The sequence below is a fragment of the Nostoc sp. DedVER02 genome (genome assembly GCF_034530675.2).
Taxonomy (GTDB): Bacteria; Cyanobacteriota; Cyanobacteriia; order Cyanobacteriales; family Nostocaceae; genus Nostoc.
In genome coordinates this window covers 45,264-64,490 of the sequence record NZ_JAVRCP020000036.1, presented here as the reverse complement: position 1 = coordinate 64,490, position 19,227 = coordinate 45,264, and the positions used below count along the sequence as shown (strand labels likewise).

At 39.7% G+C, this 19,227-nt stretch carries 16 protein-coding genes; 11 read left to right on the top strand and 5 right to left on the bottom strand.

Translation table 11 applies throughout. The annotated features are described in order from the left end of the window. Positions 1-201 precede the first annotated feature (201 nt). Positions 202-1,893, bottom strand: a complete 1,692-nt coding sequence (locus RMZ41_RS25830; RefSeq protein WP_322643073.1) for an NAD-binding protein — start codon at positions 1,891-1,893, stop codon at positions 202-204. A gap of 700 nt (positions 1,894-2,593) precedes the next feature. Between RMZ41_RS25830 and RMZ41_RS25825 the strand changes: the two genes are divergently transcribed. The 3 genes from RMZ41_RS25825 to RMZ41_RS25815 all read left to right on the top strand — a co-directional run bounded on the left by RMZ41_RS25825 (position 2,594) and on the right by RMZ41_RS25815 (position 6,315). Next, on the top strand, positions 2,594-4,102 hold the full coding sequence (locus tag RMZ41_RS25825; protein WP_322643074.1) for a UbiD family decarboxylase: 1,509 nt from the start codon (positions 2,594-2,596) through the stop codon (positions 4,100-4,102). 468 nt (positions 4,103-4,570) lie between these two features. Continuing rightward, positions 4,571-5,104, top strand: coding sequence for an SH3 domain-containing protein (locus RMZ41_RS25820; protein WP_322643075.1), 534 nt, complete (start codon positions 4,571-4,573; stop codon positions 5,102-5,104). A gap of 275 nt (positions 5,105-5,379) precedes the next feature. Then, positions 5,380-6,315, top strand: coding sequence for an alpha/beta fold hydrolase (locus RMZ41_RS25815; protein ID WP_322643076.1), 936 nt, complete (start codon positions 5,380-5,382; stop codon positions 6,313-6,315). Positions 6,316-6,422: 107 nt separating this feature from the next. On the opposite strand, the gene RMZ41_RS25810 is transcribed toward RMZ41_RS25815, so the two are convergent. After that, positions 6,423-6,782 carry a BON domain-containing protein gene (locus RMZ41_RS25810; protein WP_322643077.1) on the bottom strand — a complete coding sequence of 120 codons (360 nt, stop codon included), beginning with the start codon at positions 6,780-6,782 and terminating at the stop codon, positions 6,423-6,425. A 345-nt stretch (positions 6,783-7,127) separates the two neighbouring features. Here RMZ41_RS25810 and ilvN point away from each other — a divergent pair, with 345 nt between their 5' ends. From ilvN to RMZ41_RS25780, 6 genes are all read left to right on the top strand, one after another. After that, positions 7,128-7,646: an acetolactate synthase small subunit gene (ilvN, locus tag RMZ41_RS25805; protein ID WP_069069184.1), complete on the top strand. Its 519-nt coding sequence runs from the start codon at positions 7,128-7,130 to the stop codon at positions 7,644-7,646. 264 nt (positions 7,647-7,910) lie between these two features. Next, the gene (locus RMZ41_RS25800) at positions 7,911-8,519 is read left to right on the top strand and encodes a hypothetical protein (protein ID WP_322643078.1); all 609 of its coding nucleotides are present in this window, start codon (positions 7,911-7,913) and stop codon (positions 8,517-8,519) included. Between the two features lie 79 nt (positions 8,520-8,598). After that, complete coding sequence (locus RMZ41_RS25795; RefSeq protein ID WP_322643079.1) at positions 8,599-10,383, top strand: OmpA family protein; 1,785 nt, start codon at positions 8,599-8,601, stop codon at positions 10,381-10,383. 17 nt (positions 10,384-10,400) lie between these two features. Beyond that, positions 10,401-10,898 carry a Rab family GTPase gene (locus tag RMZ41_RS25790; RefSeq protein ID WP_322643112.1) on the top strand — a complete coding sequence of 166 codons (498 nt, stop codon included), beginning with the start codon at positions 10,401-10,403 and terminating at the stop codon, positions 10,896-10,898. Beyond that, entirely contained in the window at positions 10,899-11,297 is a 399-nt protein-coding gene (locus RMZ41_RS25785) for a hypothetical protein (protein WP_322643080.1), read from the top strand. It abuts the gene before it with no gap. A gap of 42 nt (positions 11,298-11,339) precedes the next feature. Continuing rightward, the gene (locus tag RMZ41_RS25780) at positions 11,340-12,455 is read left to right on the top strand and encodes a HAMP domain-containing sensor histidine kinase (RefSeq protein ID WP_322643081.1); all 1,116 of its coding nucleotides are present in this window, start codon (positions 11,340-11,342) and stop codon (positions 12,453-12,455) included. Between the two features lie 342 nt (positions 12,456-12,797). Here RMZ41_RS25780 and RMZ41_RS25775 read toward each other — a convergent pair whose 3' ends face one another. Both RMZ41_RS25775 and RMZ41_RS25770 read right to left on the bottom strand, forming a co-directional pair. After that, entirely contained in the window at positions 12,798-13,943 is a 1,146-nt protein-coding gene (locus RMZ41_RS25775; RefSeq protein WP_322643082.1) for a SpoIID/LytB domain-containing protein, read from the bottom strand. A gap of 196 nt (positions 13,944-14,139) precedes the next feature. Continuing rightward, positions 14,140-16,344 (bottom strand): polysaccharide biosynthesis tyrosine autokinase, encoded by a 2,205-nt coding sequence (locus RMZ41_RS25770; RefSeq protein WP_322643083.1) that lies wholly within the window; start codon positions 16,342-16,344, stop codon positions 14,140-14,142. A gap of 606 nt (positions 16,345-16,950) precedes the next feature. Here RMZ41_RS25770 and RMZ41_RS25765 point away from each other — a divergent pair. Together RMZ41_RS25765 and RMZ41_RS25760 are read left to right on the top strand one after the other, a co-directional pair. Next, positions 16,951-17,220 (top strand): hypothetical protein, encoded by a 270-nt coding sequence (locus RMZ41_RS25765; protein WP_322643084.1) that lies wholly within the window; start codon positions 16,951-16,953, stop codon positions 17,218-17,220. Positions 17,221-17,346: 126 nt separating this feature from the next. Further along, a complete protein-coding gene (locus RMZ41_RS25760; RefSeq protein WP_322643085.1) occupies positions 17,347-18,150 on the top strand; it encodes a sensor histidine kinase in 804 nt (267 codons plus the stop codon). 61 nt (positions 18,151-18,211) lie between these two features. Here RMZ41_RS25760 and RMZ41_RS25755 read toward each other — a convergent pair whose 3' ends face one another. Further along, on the bottom strand, positions 18,212-19,171 hold the full coding sequence (locus tag RMZ41_RS25755; protein WP_322643086.1) for a ribonuclease Z: 960 nt from the start codon (positions 19,169-19,171) through the stop codon (positions 18,212-18,214). Positions 19,172-19,227: the final 56 nt, after the last annotated feature.

Genomic DNA, 19,227 nt, shown 5'->3' with positions numbered 1-19,227 from the left:
ATTGGATTTTCCACTCTCTCTTGCACCCTCAAATCCCTTCCCCTAGTAGTTTACTTCGACTTGTGTGTACACCGTAGCCTTATAAAGGGGAGGGGTTGAGGGTGGGATGCTAGGGACTTTTGCAAGAGGTCTAATAAATGGGAGCGAGGAGTGGGAAATAGTGTATGAATTACGAATTACGAATTACGAATTACGAATTATTTAAGCGTGCGTTTCGCAAACTTGTTCCCCTCGCCACAATTGATATAGCCGTGTCGCTGGCATTGTCATATACAAAACATCCCCAGCGCTGAGGTTAGTTTCTAATAAATCCCAGCCATGAAGGGTTTGGTGATTTGTCTCTACGTACAAAGGTACACAATCAGCAAACATAGCTACATCTTTTACCCACTGACCACAAAAGGCGTGTAAAGGTGTAATCACAGTTGCAAAAGCTACCCAAAGACTATCGGCTGTGATGCCATTACCAAGGATGCGTCCCCCTAGCGCAGCAGCAGCAAAAGCTGGGGCTGCTAGTTCAGCCGGACTCAGCACTGCCTCGAAGCCAAATAGCTGTTGCGCTATGCCGGCAAAATCGGGATCGGCATAGTGAACAATTACCGGAATGCTGGGTGTCAAGCCTTTGGCTTTGAGGGCAATTTCTAGATTGGTAGCATCATTGCTAGTAACAGCAAGCACTGCCGCCGCAGTGTCTATATTGCTGGCTTTAAGTATTGTACGAAAGCTGGCATCGCCCTGAATGACGGGAATACCGAGTTCGCGGGCGGTGTTGACATATTTGTTGTTGGAGTCAGGTTCAACTACTACCACTTCATGTCCACTAGCATGGAGTTGCTGGATAATTCTCACTCCAATACCACTCAAGCCACAGACAATGTAGTGATATCGCTGGGGAATTCGGGCTGCATCCCAAAATTGCTTGAAGCGGCTTCCTAAGACAAAATCGGTGAGCATTGCATACCAAATACCAATGACCACTGCTCCAACTAGCATCATTACAACAGTAAATAATTTAATACTGTTAGGAGCATTTTCTACTACTTTGTCATTACCACCGGCTCCTGTAATCATGCCTACAGAAAAATATAGGGCATCGACAGGAGATAAGCTTAACTCAGCCGACATATAGGTAAGTGTAGCGATCGCAATAACCGCAAGCAATACAGCAGCACCCACCAATACCGATCGCCCGTGTTGCTGAAACTGCTTAAAATTAGTCAGGGCTTTCAGCAGTTTTTTTATTAACGATCTTCGGGGAGAACGGATGCGGGGTTGTGTACCAATAATTATGCGATCGCCTACTTGGATCTCTTGTCCAGATATGACAGCTGACACCAAATCTATCTCACCTTTTACTGGCAAGTAATAAATTAGCATCCGCGATCGGTCTTCCCACAATTCACTCAGCTTTAGACCTCTCCAGAAGTGGTTTTCATCAATGTATTCTTCGTGAATTGGCCAAGTTTGCTGAAATAATTGGATTTGCCCGATCGCTCGGTTTCCCATTGCTGCAAAGGTGAATACGGGTGCTGCTAATCCCACCACACTCATACTCAAATGGTCTGGCAAACTTTGATCTAGGCGCTCCCCTAAATTTGTATTATAAAAACGGTTGATAATCCGAATCTGGGGATTCAGTACCCGCGCTTGCATCATAATAGACAAATTCAGAGCATCTTTAGATCCGGCAATGACTAAAGTATCTGCCTGTTGAATTCCTGCTGCTGTTAAGGTGGAAGCTGCTTGTAAATCACCAACAATCACATCTCCTGCTGTTTCGCCAGGGATAGATTGGTGATGAATGCCAACAACGAAGGCCCCCTGATGTCTCAGCAAACGAAAGGTTTTATATCCGGTACGTCCTAAGCCGCAAACAATAATTCTGGGTTTCATGAAACGGCAGCATCTTTTACAGTTAGGGCTGCATTTCTAGTTATTCATCAATATTGTTGCTTACTTTGCTGGAATATAACTGTAGCTGACAACACGGTTGTTTTTAATTGAAGGCTGAAAGTTTTAGGACTTACGCAAAATCATGATAAAACGAACCGCAAAGGGCGCAAAGGACACAAAGGAATAAGAGTTTCAGAGAGTTCTTGCGTAAGTCCTGAGTTTGAGAAGTATTGGGCAAGAGTAGGTCAGATTCCTGATGAATTCGTTAACAGTCTCATTCCATTCCCTTGGGCTTTATCTGATACCAATGCACAACTGTGCGCCCTTAATAACGTACTGACAAAAATTCAGAAACATTTAAAAGCAAGGCATAAAGCTTGTAAAAAATAAACCCAGCAGCGGCTATATAACAAAGCCGCCTGCCAGGAAGGTATAGTATATTCTGGCCATGTTTGATTAGATTAGCGCTTATTTATCAAAAATAATTGCGTATCCCTACATAGAATAACTAAATACCTTGGAAAACACAGTTAAGAAAAGTTATCAAAAAGGTTAATTTCAAATTAAAACTAAATTGGGAATGGGGAATTGGAAAGAGTTTTATTTACGCCCAATGCCCAATGCCCAATTCCCAATGCCCAATGCCACATAATATAAGAAAGCGCTTCACACTTCTTAAATAATCAGCTTTATTAAAACAATGGCGAGAGACTTACGAGGATTCATTAAAATTCTGGAAGAGAAGGGACAATTACGGCGGATTTCCGCTTTGGTTGACCCAGAATTAGAAATTGCTGAGATTTCTAACCGGATGCTGCAAAAGGGTGGCCCAGGCTTGTTGTTTGAAAATGTCAAAGGCGCTTCCTTTCCTGTGGCGGTGAATTTGATGGGAACTGTGGAAAGGATTTGCTGGGCGATGAATATGCAGCATCCAGAGGAGTTGGAAACTCTGGGGAAAAAACTAAGTATGCTGCAACAGCCAAAACCACCGAAGAAGATTTCTCAAGCGATAGATTTTGGGAAAGTACTGTTTGATGTAGTGAAGGCAAAACCAGGACGGGATTTTTTTCCTGCTTGTCAGCAAGTTGTAGTTCAAGGTGATGATTTAGATTTAAATAAGTTGCCTTTGATACGTCCTTATGTTGGTGATGCTGGCAAGATTATTACGCTGGGATTGGTAATTACTAAAGATTGTGAGACGGGTACACCAAATGTAGGTGTGTATCGCTTGCAACTCCAATCTAAAAATACGATGACGGTTCACTGGTTATCAGTGCGGGGTGGGGCGAGGCATTTGCGAAAAGCGGCGGAACGTGGGAAAAAATTAGAAGTTGCGATCGCACTTGGTGTAGATCCTCTAATTATTATGGCAGCTGCTACACCCATCCCTGTAGATTTATCAGAATGGCTATTTGCTGGACTGTACGGCGGTTCTGGTGTACAGTTGGCAAAATGTAAAACTGTAGATTTGGAAGTTCCGGCAGATTCCGAATTTGTCTTGGAAGGAACGATTACACCAGGGGAAGTTTTACCAGATGGGCCTTTTGGCGACCACATGGGTTATTACGGCGGCGTGGAAGATTCGCCGTTGATACGCTTTGAGTGTATGACGCACCGGAAAAATCCGATTTACTTAACAACATTTAGCGGTCGTCCACCGAAAGAAGAAGCGATGATGGCGATCGCACTAAATCGCATCTATACGCCCATACTGCGCCAACAAGTATCTGAAATTGTCGATTTCTTCCTCCCAATGGAAGCCTTGAGTTACAAAGCAGCGATTATTTCCATAGATAAAGCATATCCGGGACAAGCGCGACGGGCGGCTTTAGCTTTTTGGAGTGCTTTACCACAATTTACATATACAAAATTTGTAATTGTTGTGGATAAAGACATAAATATTCGCGATCCGCGTCAAGTGGTGTGGGCAATTAGTTCTAAAGTTGACCCAGTGCGGGATGTGTTTATTTTGCCGAATACGCCTTTTGATACGTTGGATTTTGCTAGTGAAAAAATTGGCTTAGGTGGACGGATGGGAATTGATGCGACTACAAAGATTCCGCCGGAAACAGACCATGAATGGGGTTTGCCTTTGGAATCTGACCCAGATGTGGCAGCGATGGTAGAGAGACGATGGGCGGAGTATGGTTTGGCAGAGTTGCAGTTAGGAGAAGTAGACCCAAATTTGTTTGGTTATGATATGAAGTAAGTGTAGATAATAACTGGTAAAAATCTCCGATGACTATCAGCTTAAGAGATTTTTATCAGTCAAACTTATCAGCATGAAAAAGTTAAAAAACATCGCCGGAGATAAATATCTCTTTCCTCGTCAGCAAGAGTTTTTTCTACCATAAACTGTTATTGTATTAACAATTATAAAAAGTAATCCGATTTGATTCCTGAATCACTCGTAGAGGGAGGGAACAGGGAATAGGGAATAAAATTGTACTGAGTTCTGTTCAAGAATAAAGTAGGAATCCTATAGAATTACTATTTGATTTTTGAACTAAATTAGGTATTGTAGAGTGTGTTAGAACGGAGTTGGTAACGCACTATTCTCAAGGTTTGATGCCGTACTCTCCGCACTCACATCTTACATATATTTTCATAAATCAAACTGGATTCCTATATATAGCGCTTAAATATTAGGTAATGAGGTCAAAAAGTTGAGCAAATTATGACAACAAAAGTTAAAATTCCACTATCAAAGTTATTAATAGGATTGGTATTTAGTTGTATTCCTGTTACCCTCAATATAGGTATAGCCGATCAAATCGCCTTAGCGAAATCAACTAATCCACACAAGTGCGATATTTTTGCCTACGTCACAGATCCAGAAGGTTTAAATGTGCGGAGTGGTGCAAGTACGAATAACAAAATTTTAGGGCAAATACCTATCAACGAAACAGTTCAAGTTATTGCTGCTGTTAGAGATTGGGTAAAAATTACGAATGCTAGTGATGGTTTTAAAGGAACTGGATGGGTATCCTTGCCAAGGTTAGGACTAACAACACGAGGCTATGGTACTGATAGCGTGGATATTTACGCTCATAACAATCAAAAAAGCCGAAAAGCGGGAAGAATTCCTGCGAATACGGCTGTCAAATTGTTAGGCTGTCAGCGAGATTGGGCGCAGGTAGAATATCAAGGTATTAAGGGTTGGTTGAAAAAGCAAGATCAATGTGGCGCAGCCCTTACCAGTTGTTCTTAAAGTCCTATCCCCACAAGAGAGGAAGCGTAGCTTTGACTTTAGGGTTTTTACTTCAAAGGGAAATTATATTACCTCTGTGTTTTGTGGGTTATAAATACGGCTTAGTTAAGGACTACTGGTAATAAAAATTTTGGGTTTTTGAGACGCGATAAATCGCCGTCTCTACAAATGTTTTGGTCTTATCTGAACTGTATTGAGTTTTAGATATTAGCTTTTGATGTAAAATTAGAATTTTTTATAATAGTACTTATCACTCTGAAGAATTAAAAGAGATTGTGACAACTACACTACACTGGCAAGAGCGAGTTGGTAATCAAAGGGATTGGGTTTGGCGGGGCTGGCAAACTCGTTATACTTACATTCGTGCCGCCCAAAATAACCACAACACAACACCCTTGATTTTGTTACATGGCTTTGGCGCTTCCATTGGTCATTGGCGACATAATTTAGAAGTGTTGGCTGAAAATCACACCGTTTACGCCATCGATATGCTGGGTTTTGGCGCTTCAGAAAAAGCCGCAGCTAATTACAGTATTGAACTCTGGGTTGAACAGGTTTATGACTTTTGGAAAACATTTATCCGTCAACCAGCAATATTAATCGGCAATTCTAACGGTTCGCTCATTTCTATGGCCGCCGCAGCCACTCACCCCGACATGGTGCTGGGTATGGTGATGATGAGTTTACCCGACCCTTCACTAGAACAAGAAGCAATTCCGCCTGTACTGCAACCAGTTGTCAGAGCAATTAAAAATATTGTCGCTTCGCCGTTGATTCTGAAACCTGTATTTAACTTCGTGCGCCGTCCAGGGGTGTTGCGTCGCTGGGCTAGTCTTGCCTACGCTAACCCAGAGGCGATTACCGATGAACTCATAGAAATCTTAGCAGGCCCTCCCCAAGATAAAGGTTCGGCGAGGGCTTTTAGTGCTTTGTTCAAGGCTGCGATCGGAATTAACTTTAGTCCCAGTGTCAAGACAGTATTACCAACCTTAACAATTCCGATGTTGTTAATTTGGGGACAAAAGGATCGATTTGTTCCCCCAGCTTTGGCTAACCAATTCGCCCAGTACAACCAGATGTTGGAAGTGCTGAATTTAGAAGACGTGGGTCATTGTCCCCATGATGAATGCCCTGAACTAGTTAACCAAGCTATTTTAGATCGGATTGAGAGATGGGTTAGCGTAGACGTAGCTCGCCGCAGGCATCGCTAACCTTTGCTTACTCCCTAAATATTATGCAATGGAGCGTAGGCGTAGCCCGCCGTAGGCATCGCACCAGCTAATACCTTTACACTATTGAATTTTGAATTTCTTAACAACTAGCCAATCGTGGCTTGGTTAGTATCAACATCTGTAGCACCATTCACAGAACGAGCTACAGAAACCATCCTATTGAGAATTTCTTGACTGGGAACTTTACCTTTCAACACCACAGTGCTACCAGTCTGAGCAACCCAAAGGGTATCAACATCATCCAATTGATCGTCTTGATCGAATGCCAACGCTACCCGCTTTGCCAAACCACTTTGGTCATATTCGCCGCTTAATCCCAAACGTTCTGGGGGTATGGATTGAGTCGCAACATTAGGACTAATATCTGGCGCTATAGACTGCGGAGTAGGATTTATTTCCGCATTTTGAGGTTTTTCCATTCCAAATAGTCTTTTTAACCAACCCATAATAATTTTTCTCCTATTAGACGCTTGTTAAATCTGAGTTTAAAGGCTTTACAAAAATGCCGCATCTATCAATGAAAAGAGATCCATTCTATAAAATTATTCCTTACAGAATAATTTCTGCCCAATTTATCTCTAGAGAATGCAATGAGTGCAACCATTGAGTTTACAATAAAAGGTCGCACTGACAATTAGTGCAATAGTACCTTAGCCCAGAAATCAACATACATTTTACAAAATGTCAAGAGTTTAAAACTCAAGGAATTTTGAATTTTGAATGAGTGAATTCTGCAAAACAGTACTAATGTTTGCCTTACTTAATTCCTGCTCTAGCCTCTGTTGGCGAAGATGAAACATACCCTTTCAGTTCTTGTAGAAGATGAGGCGGGGGTTCTTTCCCGCATTTCTGGTTTATTCGCCCGTCGTGGTTTTAATATTGAAAGCCTTGCTGTTGGCCCTGCTGAACAGGGAGGTGTCTCCCGAATTACAATGGTTGTACCTGGTGACGATCGCGTGATCGAGCAACTCACCAAGCAACTATACAAGTTAGTCAATGTCTTAAAGGTACAGGATATTACTGAAACCCCTTGCGTAGAGAGGGAATTGATGCTTTTGAAGGTGAATGCTAGTAGCAGCAATCGCTCAGAAGTAATCGAACTGTCTCAGATATTCCGGGCGCGAGTCGTGGATGTGGCGGAAGATTCTCTCACCTTAGAAGTTGTGGGAGATCCTGGTAAAATGGTAGCGATCGTGCAGGTGTTGCAAAAATTTGGTTTGAAAGAAATCGCCCGCACTGGCAAAATTGCCCTGACTCGTGAATCGGGTGTGAATACCGAGTTACTCAAGTCTTTGGAAGCAAAAGTTTAGTTGGTAACTTAAATAAAAGCTTGCATAAATCAACTTTTGGGGGCAAACAGATGTTCGCCCCCAATGTGTGTTGCATCGATGTATGAGCGAGAATAATTTAGATGCCTTTACCGTGGTATAGCAGGGTAAGCAGTCTTAACATATTCAAGTAGATGTAATTTCTTGATGTATAAATATACTTTATACTTATTAGTATCTATGCTGTAAAGATAGTATTAAAACCAACAATCAAACCAAATTTGAGTTGTAAAAGGAATTAAAAATATGAATTCACCTGAAGAATACATCAATAATAATTCATCCAATATGGAAAAACAGGGGTCGAATCCAGATATAAATGAGTTGCAATTTAGTAGTAATAATATGAGCGAAGGTAGGAACTTAGAGAAAGTTAGAGAAATTCTTTTTGGCAATCAAGTACGAGATACAGAAAGAAGGTTTACCCGTTTAGAAGAACATTTAATCAAGGAATTGGGTAACGTGCGAGATGAGACAAGAAAACGTCTTGATGCTTTAGAAACTTATATTAAACAAGAAGTTGATTCTTTAACACAGCGCTTAAAAAATGAGCAGTTAGAAAGAGACTCCCAGGTAAAAGCAGTTGCTGAAGAAAGTAAAAACACAAGTATATCTTTAGAAAAAAAGATTACTCAGTTTGAGGGAGAAAATACTAATAATCAACGAGAGTTGCGCGAACAGATTCTCAACCAATCTAAAAACTTACAAGATGATATCCAGCAAAAATCTCAAGAAATCCTAGCTTTACTAGAACGGGAAGCTCAAGAACTTCGCAAAGGTAAAACGGATCGTTCTCATCTTGCCGCTATTTTTACAGAATTAGCCATCCGACTAAATGCAGAAAATAAGTCTTGAGTTAATAGTTAGAAAACACAAAGTTGATTTTTTCTCTATTAGCGCATCTTTATTACTTGAGACTTAGGAGATTTTGGTAATGAGTGACTATTCGACAAATCCAATACCGAAAGCATTCTCTGAAGGTTTGAACAGCAACAGCCAAACCTCCAAAGTCAACGATGAATTAACTATACTCCGCAGTTTGCTTCTAGATATTGAGCCGACTAAACTTAAAAAACTTTACGAGCGATTAGAAAACCCTCAAATTCAGCCAGAAGATATTAGCCAGATGCTTCCAGAAGCTATTATCTTACGCTCAAAGCAAGATAAACAACTTGGACAAGTAATGGTATCAACAGTGGAAAATGCCATTGAAGTTTCTGTTCAACAAGACCATAATGTGCTTGCAGATGCATTATTTCCAGTTATTGGCCCAGCCACTCGCAAAGCGATTTCCACCGCTCTTGAGGAAATGATGCAATCGATGAATCAAACTCTAGAACATAGCTTGTCTCCACAAAGCTTTAAGTGGAGATTAGAAGCGCAACGCACAGGAAAATCATTTGCGGAAATTGTCTTGTTACGGACGCTTGTTTATCGAGTAGAACAAATATTTCTGATTCATAAACAATCTGGATTATTGCTACAACATTTAGTAACAACCCAGGTAGGAGTTCAAGATCCCGATTTAGTAGCTGCAATGTTGACAGCAATCCAGGATTTTATCAGAGATTCATTCAGTGTCCAAAAAGTAGATGGGCTAAAAAGTTTACGCTTTGGAGAACTGATAATTTGGATTGAAGAGGGGCCACAAGCGTTAGTAGCAGCGATGATTCGGGGGAATCCTCCCCAAGAATTAAGGTTAGTTTTGCAAGAAGCAATAGAAAAAATTCATCTCAAGCTCAGTAGAGAAATTAAAAATTTTACCGGGGAGACAGAAGTATTTCAAGCCAGTAAACCTTATTTAGAAGCTTGTCTGGTAGTTCAGTATAAATCTGCGGCTAAGAAAAATTATACCTATGCCTGGGCTTTCTTGGGTGCGATCGCGATCGCTTGTAGTATTTGGGGCTTTTTTGCCATTAGAGAACAACTCCGTTGGCAAGCCTATCTCCAAAAACTCAACTCTCAGCCAGGAATTATTGTGATTAACTCCAAGCAAACTTTTGGAAAATATTTTATTTCGGGAATGCGCGATCCCTTAGCAATAGATCCCAACACACTAATACAAGCAACAAATATCAATCCCAAAATAGTAATTACCCAATGGCAACCTTATCTTTCATTGGAGCCACAATTTACTGCCAAAAGAGTTAAAAAGTTGTTGCAGCCACCGCAAAGTGTATCACTCAAAATTGATAATAACGGTATTCTTAATGTCACTGGTTATGCACCTCGCAAATGGATTTTAGAAGCCCGGAATTTATGGCGATTTATCCCTGGTATCACCCAATTTCAAGAAAATAATCTTGTAGAAATAGAACTTAGACAATTAGAATTATCCAAAAAACAAATAGAGCAACAAATATTGTTATTTTCTGAAGGAACAACTGATCTAATGCCTGGTGAAGTTGACAAACTACCTAATTTATTGATATCAATTCGTAGATGCTTAAATATTGCTAATTATCTAGGTAAGAATGTAAAGATTCAAATAATTGGACATACTAATAGTGCCGGAACTGAAGGGCAAAATAAGCTCCTCAGTCAAGCCCGTGCTAATAAAATTCTATCTTATTTAAAATCCCAAGAAATTAATAGAAACCAATTTAAAGCATTAAGTGTAAGTTATAGCCTACCTTTCCAGCCAGAACTAACGCCAGAATCTAAAAAAGTTAATCGCAGAGTATCTTTCAAGGTATTGATGGTTAATACCCATAAATAAAGCTATATCAATTTATGATTATCCAGAAAAAAATTTGTATGATCGGTGCATTTGCTACAGGTAAAACTAGTTTAGTAGCGAGGTTAGTCCACAGTATTTTCTCAGAAAAATATCATACGACAGTGGGTGTAAAAATTGATAAAAAAACTATAGAAATTGAACAAAATAAATTAAATCTTATTCTTTGGGATATTTATGGAGAAGACGAATTTCAAAAGTTACAAATGTCTTATTTACGGGGTTCTGCTGGTTATTTATTAGTTGTGGATGGTACTAGGCATAATACTCTAGAACAAGCTTTTGATTTACAAAAAAAAGTAGAAGATGCAATTGGGAAAATTCCTTTTATTTTGGTAATAAACAAATGGGATATAACGGATGAGTGGGAAATTGAATCTGCTGAGATAGATGATATTATTCATAAGGGTTGGACTGTGATTAAAACAAGCGCTAAAAATGGCATCGGTGTAGAAGAAGCTTTTCAAATTATTGCTAAAAAAATATTGGATTGCTAAATGTTAAATATCCCTGTTTTTGTGATTACCTATATTCTAAGTTTTCTAACAGCAGAGCCTTCTCTTGCCTATCTGTTGGTTAATAAAGATGGTATCCTTCTAGCTTGGGGCGGGCAGTTGGCAACTTATGGAATTACTAATCTTTGTGAAGGGAAAAAGGCAAAAGAGCAAGTTGTTTTTCTGGAAGGTTTACTACCATTAGATGGTACTTCCTTATTTCTACCATTTATACAAACAGAGTATGGGAGTTGCGTAAATGTTCATATATTACCGACAAAAGAAGTAGATTGGATATTGCTGTTAGATAGTAGTTGTGATAAAAATTACCTCTTTTCTATTCAACAAAAAGCCAATGATTTCAAACTTTTACAGGAAAAACTAAATCGGAAATTAAATTAGTAACCTAGAGTCAAAATAAATTGATTGTAGTAGGTTTAAATCATGAATACATCTATAGCAAACGATCTGCTTACCGCTTTAGACATTTTATCGTTAGAGCAAATTAATGAAGGTTTATTTAAAATTATTGGTAATTTACCTGATTGGTTAAATCAATTCAATTGCAATAAATTTGCATTAGGAATGAATATATTGATACCGCAGGAAGAGTTTTGTTTTTTAAAGAATTTTTTAATTGATGCTGAAGAATTTTGGTTGAACAATAATGCTAAAAAACTAAGTTCCGGTTTATGGACTGAAACAGATATAACTGGTCAAGAATACCATTTTAAAGCTTATGCAATTTTTGCCGATAATAAGAAAGTTTTATTAATCGAGGCTTTAGAAGATAGCTATAAAGAAAAACAAGATATTCTCCAGAAAGCTAGAGAATATAAATTAATTTATCAGCAATTGCTCAAAGATAATCAAAAAAAAGAGGTTTTAATCCATTGTCTGATTCATGACATAGCAGTGGAATTAAGTGCTATAAATTGCTGTTTTTCCCTGCTAGAATATGAAGAATTAACAACTCAAGGAAAAGAGTATTTAGAAACGGGTATTAAGCAATGCTTCAAGCAAAAAATACTAATTCAAGATATTTTAGATGCTTTTTCAACTGAAGTAATATTACCAGAAGATTCTCCTACTGACATTGACGACGCACCAAATATATTAACTTCTATACAAGAAGTAACTGAGTTTTTAAAGCCTAATTTTGCGCTTAATCATATCCAATTGCAGCTTGACACCAACATTGACAAGACTATTGACTGGACAGTTATTGGAGATCAATCTCGTTTAGACAGAGTGATTTCTAATTTAGTAGAAAATGCTTATCGTCACAGCGTGGCAGATTCTACTGTGACTATTAATCTCCAATTGGATGGGGAATATGTTTTAGTTACTGTAGACGATCAAGGTTTGGGTGTACCCCCAGAAATGGTAAAAAATTTATTTCAAAAGTTTTCCCAAGGTAAAGATAAATCAGGAAGAGCAGGTCTGGGTCTTTATTTTTGTAGAATTACACTCGAACGTTGGGGAGGTAAAATTGGTTATTTACCCCGTCCCGAAGGTGGTTCTAGATTTTGGTTCCGCTTGCCAAGAGCAGCACATTAGTATCAAAGTCAGAATAACTACAGCTAGACAATTAAATAGATGCAGTTATGTCTTTTTCTAAGGTTTCTGATAGCAAGAGATTGCAACCGCCAAAACGGTTAAGACATATTATGTAGAGCGATCGCTTATGCTCAAATTGCCAAGGCGATCGCTACAAATGAAAAGTGCTGAGTTGAGTTAGCGGAAGCGGGGCGTTTAGCCCGTGCTGAGTTAAAAGACCGTCCACAAGGGGCGGGGCTTTTACCATAGTGTGGAAGTACTGAGTAATCTTCTTGCTACTCATTACTCATTACTCAGCACTCATTACTCATTACTCAGCACTGAGTGTTGTAAATAATTAGACTACTTTGCCTTAATTGGTGTTAAGGCTACACCTTGATAATAATGTCCCAAAATTTGCAAATGATTTACTCCTTGTCGAGCTAGATTGTACGCCCCCCACTGACTCATACCCAAAGCATGACCGTAGCCAAGCCCTTGCAGTACAAAACTTCCATCGGCTCCCTTAGTAACGGTAAAGCGAGTACTTTTTAGCTTCAGGGCTGTTCGCACTTCCTCGCCCTGTAGTACCTTTGTGCCCTTGTTACCGACGATTTTCAAGACTTTAACACTACGGAAAGGCGAGTATGTCTCTGGAGTCATCGCCGTCACACCGCCAACTTCAGGAAATTTAGCACTAATTTCACTAGGCGAGAAGGTTTTTACCCAATTACACTCCCTGATATTTTGATCGTAGTCTTGAACAGCCCGTAGGTAGGGTAAGGTATTTCCCCAAACATCTTCGACGTTTTCGGTGTGTCCCCCAGAACAAGCGTGAAAAACTGAGAGAATAATCCGGTTTTTGTAAGTTAACACCTGCCCTAGTGTAGAATCCACTGCGGCGTAAGTAGCAGGAGCTTCACTGATAACACCTTTGTAAATTTGCCAACGATCGGGGGTATTACCTAAATCGTAAACGGGATTATTCCGTTGTTTTTCTCGTTCGTAAAGAGCATAAGTGCGGGCTGCGATCGCTTGGGCTTTTAGAGCTTCTTGGGGCCAGCTAGCATCCATTTCGCCACCGAGAACGCTGTAGAGATATTCTTGGTCATCAACCCAATTAACGGCCGTTAAGCCTTTTTCTGTGGGAACAACCAGAGTTCTGCCTCGATACCAGCGATCGCCAATATAAACGAATCCTTTACCTGTTGGCTCAATCCAAAATAAACCAGACTGCCATTTATCTAAAGCAACTCCCCCTGGAATGGCTTGAGCATAATATGCACTCATCGCTGGTAACTGTCCCAGAGTCCGCCCGGTACTATCCTTGACAATTCCAGTGGTGGAACTGCCTACTTTTACCTGATTAACGCCCCTCTCAATTGCCACGCGCAGAATTACAGACGCTTGGGCGGGGGCAACTAAAGCAATCCATAAGAGGACACTTACCCACCAATGACGTACTTTAATCTGGGAAAATAAAAAGCCTAAGTAAAGTTGGAATTTCATACTGGTCATCTAATCACACTAGTATCTAATTGACGCTCTAGATTATTGCGTCTACTACTTTAAGATGAGACACCACTCCAACGCCGGAGGTTGCCACCTCCTACTAATTATGCATTTTGCTTTAGCTCTCAGCTAGAAATCAGGAAAAGAAGCTAGGCGGATAATTCCTCTCCTATACCAATTCCCCATTCCCAATCTACGATGCCAATACCTTTTGAGAATTGTTCACATCATTAGCGATAATTCCAATTAAATTCAACTTACTCAAAATTTCTGTAGCTTGAGTTAGTTCGGTTCGAGTCACTTTACCCATACGCTCTACCATCACAATACCATTACAAAAAGATGCCACAATTCTGGCATCAACCGTACCTAAAATAGGCGGAGCATCTATCAGTACCAAATCATAACTTTCCTCAAACAACTCTATTAATTCCTTCATTCGTTGAGAACTGAGCAACTTCACCGTGTCTTCTGGTTCCGGCCCAGCAGTCAAAATATCAATTGCAGGATGAATAGGCTGGATGTAATCTTGAAAATGAGTAGTTGTCTCATCAACTAATAACAAAGATAGTCCCCAATCGTTGGATAGTTCCAGAATTTTGTGCAAGCTAGGATTTTGCAAATTAGCATCAATAACTAATACCCGCCGATGCATCCGGTTAGCGCTAGCCACAAGCCCTAATACTAAGGTTGTCTTCCCTTCCCCTGGTAGCGCTGAAGTAAACATCAGCGACTTGAAAGGTAAGGGATATTTTAATATTTGAATATTTTGGTAGATCATATCTAGCGTTTCATGAACGGGCAATTTAGTACTCACTTCTATGACAGAGGAATCCGATCTTCGTCGTCCATTCCAAGGCAGTCCCAGCCATCGCTTTTTGACACCACGCGATGGAAGTTTTGGTACCGATCCCAATACACGTAAGTTTGTCAGTTTCTTTATATCTCCCGCACAATAAACAGCGTCATTAAACTTTTCCAAAATCAGGGCTGCTAAGATACCTAAAATCGGCCCAATTACTGCTCCCCCAACCAAAAGTAATAATCTGTTGCTTCCCGTATAAGTACCCAAAGTAGGTTCTACCAAAACTTGCCAGTTATATCCTTCCTGAGCAATTTTCAGTCCCAAAGACTGTTGCGCCTGTAGCAGTTGTTCAAGGGTTTTACGACTACTTTCTGCCTTTGGCAGTAGACGATTATACTCTGCTATTAAGCTTGGGTATTTGTTTACCTCAGAACGGAGTCGCTGTTCTGACTCAGCTAAATTCTTCTCATTGGCAGTTAATCCTAAAACAGTTGTCTGCACTAGAATAAACTCGTCTATTAACGTTGGATCAACTCCAATAGTTTGACCTTTTAAAAGTGGTTCTCCCTTACCGCTAGTAGTAATAGATTTCACTTCTTGTCGTAATAGTGACAATTGACTTTGGCGTTGCTGCTTTAGTTTTTGTACCGATGGATAATCATCTGTATAGCGCAGTCTCTCCTTAGCCAATGCTAGCTCAGTCTTTTGAATTTCACCCAATAATGTTTGATAGCGACTTGACTGATTTAAACGAGAAGAAATTAGTTCATTCTGTTGAGATGAAGATGCTATTTGTTGCTCTAAGTTATCGTAGCGAGCATTTGCATCTTGAAGGTTTGCACGAGTGCTTTGTAGTTGGTTTTGAATATCGGCTAGAGATTCTAAGAGAATTTTACTTTGGACTTCGGGATCGAGTAATTTATGCTTTTTACGAAATTGTTCCAAATTCTTATCAGCTTTACTCACCTCTTTTTTTATCTCAGGTAGGCGAGCATTTACAAAAGCCATTCCCTGATTTAGGCGCTCTTTATGTTGTTCTTTATTGTAGTTTTGATAGACTTTTTGTAGAGCTTGAAGGAATTTTTGGGCTTTAACTGGATCTTCATCATTGAAAGAAACTTTAAATACTTGACTAAAAACTTTATTAGCTCCTATACCTCCTTCTTCTGGAGTTACTTTTAGAGGTGCTTGTTTGTTATTCTTTTGACCGTTAATATCCTCTAAGGTAATCTCAGGATAATCAGAATGAACTAAATTTACAGCTTTTTCAAGAAGCTTAGAACTCAGCATAAGTTTCATCTGAGTAGTGGAATCAACAACCTGAGAATTATTAACCTGAGTATCTGCCTCGACTGGGATATTATTTGACTGTGCCCCTTGAGATAAATTGGAATTTACCAATATCTGCATATTGCTCTGGTAAGTGGGTTTGGTAATGACAGCTAAGAGGCTAGCAGCTGACATAACTACGCAAGAAACCCCAAAAATCAGAAAGCGTCGGCGAAGCAAAATAGTAGATAGTTGTCTGATGTCAACTGCGCCTTGTGCTGAATTAGTAACCTGTTTCTCTGGATTCAGACTAATCTTAGCCACTATCAAACTCCTCTAATATTGAAACACTATATTTATGTGGAAGATTTATGAGAAATGTGAAATGTTTTTTACATTTATAGCGGCAATAGTATACTTAATGATTCTTCCAACGATGACAAGCTCATTTGGCACAATCTTATGCAAACTGGCACTTTCATGTTCATCAATTCATGCATATAAATTATTAATCAGTGTTGAAAGAATAAATTTTTAATAAATATTTTATTTAAGGGATAAAAATCTTGGCAAAAAATTAATTATTTTTTCTAAAAATTGGAGTAAAAAACTATCTAATTCACAACATTCCTATATATTGAGGTTATTTTAATAACCTCTAATAGAGAGAACACATTCATATAAATATTTAGCCCATACTATTTGTATATTTTTAATCTACTTAGCTATCCGTAAACTGTTGGTTAATTATTTGACTTAATCGTAAAACTGAACTGCTGTCTATTTGCTAGACGTGATGAGTTGGACTACTAAACTCCAGCATAGAACGTAGTTAATCTTAGATTTTAGATTAGAAAAGTTCAATAGGAAATCTAAAATCGGTGACGAGACGACTCCTCTTTTACCAAGGGAAAAAATATTGTCTATAAAATGGATAGTCAAGGGAACCGAACTCAAAAGATTGGTGCTTATGACTTTAATCCGTTAACTTATCCTCCATTCGTCCGAACCTCACAATTGCATAAACCTAACTGGTCGCCGGTGAAAGTTTTGCAGGAAATTGATGGAGATGTTGCTCTTGTGTTTGGTCATCCAGTTTACGATCGCAACCAAAACTTCATCGGCATGATGGCGGCCGATCTCACACTATCTCAGATTGGTGACTTTCTTCAAGACTCAAAGAATCATTCGAGACACTAGAACAGAGGGTTAGCGATCGCACTGCCGCATTAGCTGTATCTAATCACCAGCTAGAACACGCTAAAGAGAAAGCAGAAGTAGCAAAATCTCAAAGAAACTCAACTCCAATTGGTGCAACACGAGAAGATGTCTGCATTGGGTAATCTTGTGGCTGGTATTGCTCACGAGATCAACAACCCTGTTGGCTTTATTGCTGGGAATTTACAACCTGCAATTGATTATATTAACGACTTATTTAGATTGATTGACTTTTATCAAACTAAGATGCCCGATCTTGAACCAGAAATTGCAGACATTGACTTGGAATATTTGCGAGAAGATTTGCCTAAGTTAATTAATTCATTAAAACTCGGAGTTCAACGCATCCGCCACATCAGCATGAGTTTACGTACTTTTTCCAGAGCCGATCGAGACTACAAAGTACTATTTAATATTCATGAGGGTATTGATAGCACAATTATGATTCTCAAACACCGCTTGAAAGCTAGTAATGACCGTCCAGAGATCGAAATTATCAAGGATTATGCTAATTTACCTGAAATCGAATGCTTTCCGGGACAACTCAATCAGGTATTCATGAACATTCTGGCAAATGCAATTGATGCTTTGGAAGACTCAAATATAGGACGGAGTTTCACAGATATTGAAGTGAAGCCAAACCGAATTACAGTAAAAACTGAACTATCAAATCATAGTCAATTCGTCAACATCCGCATTCAAGACAACGGCATCGGCATGAGAAATGATGTCAAACAGAAGATTTTTGAGTATTTGTTTACTACAAAAGCCGTTGGTAAGGGAACAGGATTAGGATTAGCGATCGCTCATCAGATTGTAGTCGAAAAACATGGTGGAGCGATCGCGGTCAATTCTACTTTAGGTGAGGGTACTGAGTTTGTGATTACGCTCCCAGTGAAAGGCAATTATTGAAACAACCCGTTACAAAACGTAATTACGAATTACGAATTACGAATTACGAATTACGAATTATTTAAATGCCTACCTTGGTTAACTCTACTTCCCGTCGTCTGGGTACTTCATGAATCATGAAATCATAAGCCATATCAGTGCGGGGGAAAATAGCACGGGCTTCTTTGAGGAGATCCTTCAACTCCAAGGTATTTCCGGGAGCATAGCGGGGGCTGAAATGACTCATAATCAGTCGATGTGCCCCAGCAGCTAAAGCTGTTTGCGCTGCCATTGTGGTTGTGGAATGCAAGCGTTGAAAAGCCATATCTGCATCTTGATGGGCAAAGGTTGCTTCATGAATTAATACATCTGCATCATGAGCTAATTCCACTGCACCATCACAATAAATGGTGTCTGTACAATAGGCAATTTTTCGACCAATTTCTGTCGGGCCGCATAATTGAGTGCCATCAATCACCCGTCCGTCTTCAAGGGTAACAGTTTCACCGCGCTTGAGTTGACCGTAAATGCGACCAGAAGGAATTTCCAAGGCTTTGGCTTTTTCCACATCAAAGCGTCCTGTCCGGTCTTTTTCGGCTACGCGGTAGCCGAAAGCTGTAATCCGGTGATGCAAATTACCACAGCTAACGGTGAAGTCATTATCTTCATAGATTATCCCTGGACGGATGGCGTGAACTTTAATTGGGTAAGAAAAGTGTGTGTAGGAGTAACGGGAGGCGGATTGAATATAATCATTTAATCCAGGTGGCCCATAGATATCAATTCGTTCCACGTTGCCAGCCAAACCGCAAGTAGCAAGAAGTCCCATCAAGCCAAAGATGTGGTCGCCGTGCATGTGGGTGATAAAAATTCGGGAGAGTTGACTGATTTTCAGTTCACTCCGCATAATTTGATGTTGCGTACCTTCGCCACAGTCAAATAACCACAGTTCCGCCCTTTGGGGTAATCTCAGGGCGACACTGGAAACATTGCGCGATCGCGTCGGTACACCGGAACTCGTCCCTAAGAATGTTATCTGCACAGTGTTCTTTAGTCTTCCTATTGCTCAATATTGCAGCTATATTTTCTATAGTGACA

Coding starts and splice junctions, on each gene's coding strand:
- RMZ41_RS25795 (WP_322643079.1), top strand. CDS start 8,599: ATGAGTGACTATTCGACAAATCCAATACCGAAAGCATTCTCTGAAGGT.
- RMZ41_RS25825 (WP_322643074.1), top strand. CDS start 2,594: ATGGCGAGAGACTTACGAGGATTCATTAAAATTCTGGAAGAGAAGGGA.
- RMZ41_RS25820 (WP_322643075.1), top strand. CDS start 4,571: ATGACAACAAAAGTTAAAATTCCACTATCAAAGTTATTAATAGGATTG.
- RMZ41_RS25810 (WP_322643077.1), bottom strand. CDS start 6,782: ATGGGTTGGTTAAAAAGACTATTTGGAATGGAAAAACCTCAAAATGCG.
- RMZ41_RS25800 (WP_322643078.1), top strand. CDS start 7,911: ATGAATTCACCTGAAGAATACATCAATAATAATTCATCCAATATGGAA.
- RMZ41_RS25760 (WP_322643085.1), top strand. CDS start 17,347: ATGTCTGCATTGGGTAATCTTGTGGCTGGTATTGCTCACGAGATCAAC.
- RMZ41_RS25765 (WP_322643084.1), top strand. CDS start 16,951: ATGGATAGTCAAGGGAACCGAACTCAAAAGATTGGTGCTTATGACTTT.
- RMZ41_RS25780 (WP_322643081.1), top strand. CDS start 11,340: ATGAATACATCTATAGCAAACGATCTGCTTACCGCTTTAGACATTTTA.
- ilvN (WP_069069184.1), top strand. CDS start 7,128: ATGAAACATACCCTTTCAGTTCTTGTAGAAGATGAGGCGGGGGTTCTT.
- RMZ41_RS25775 (WP_322643082.1), bottom strand. CDS start 13,943: ATGAAATTCCAACTTTACTTAGGCTTTTTATTTTCCCAGATTAAAGTA.
- RMZ41_RS25830 (WP_322643073.1), bottom strand. CDS start 1,893: ATGAAACCCAGAATTATTGTTTGCGGCTTAGGACGTACCGGATATAAA.
- RMZ41_RS25785 (WP_322643080.1), top strand. CDS start 10,899: ATGTTAAATATCCCTGTTTTTGTGATTACCTATATTCTAAGTTTTCTA.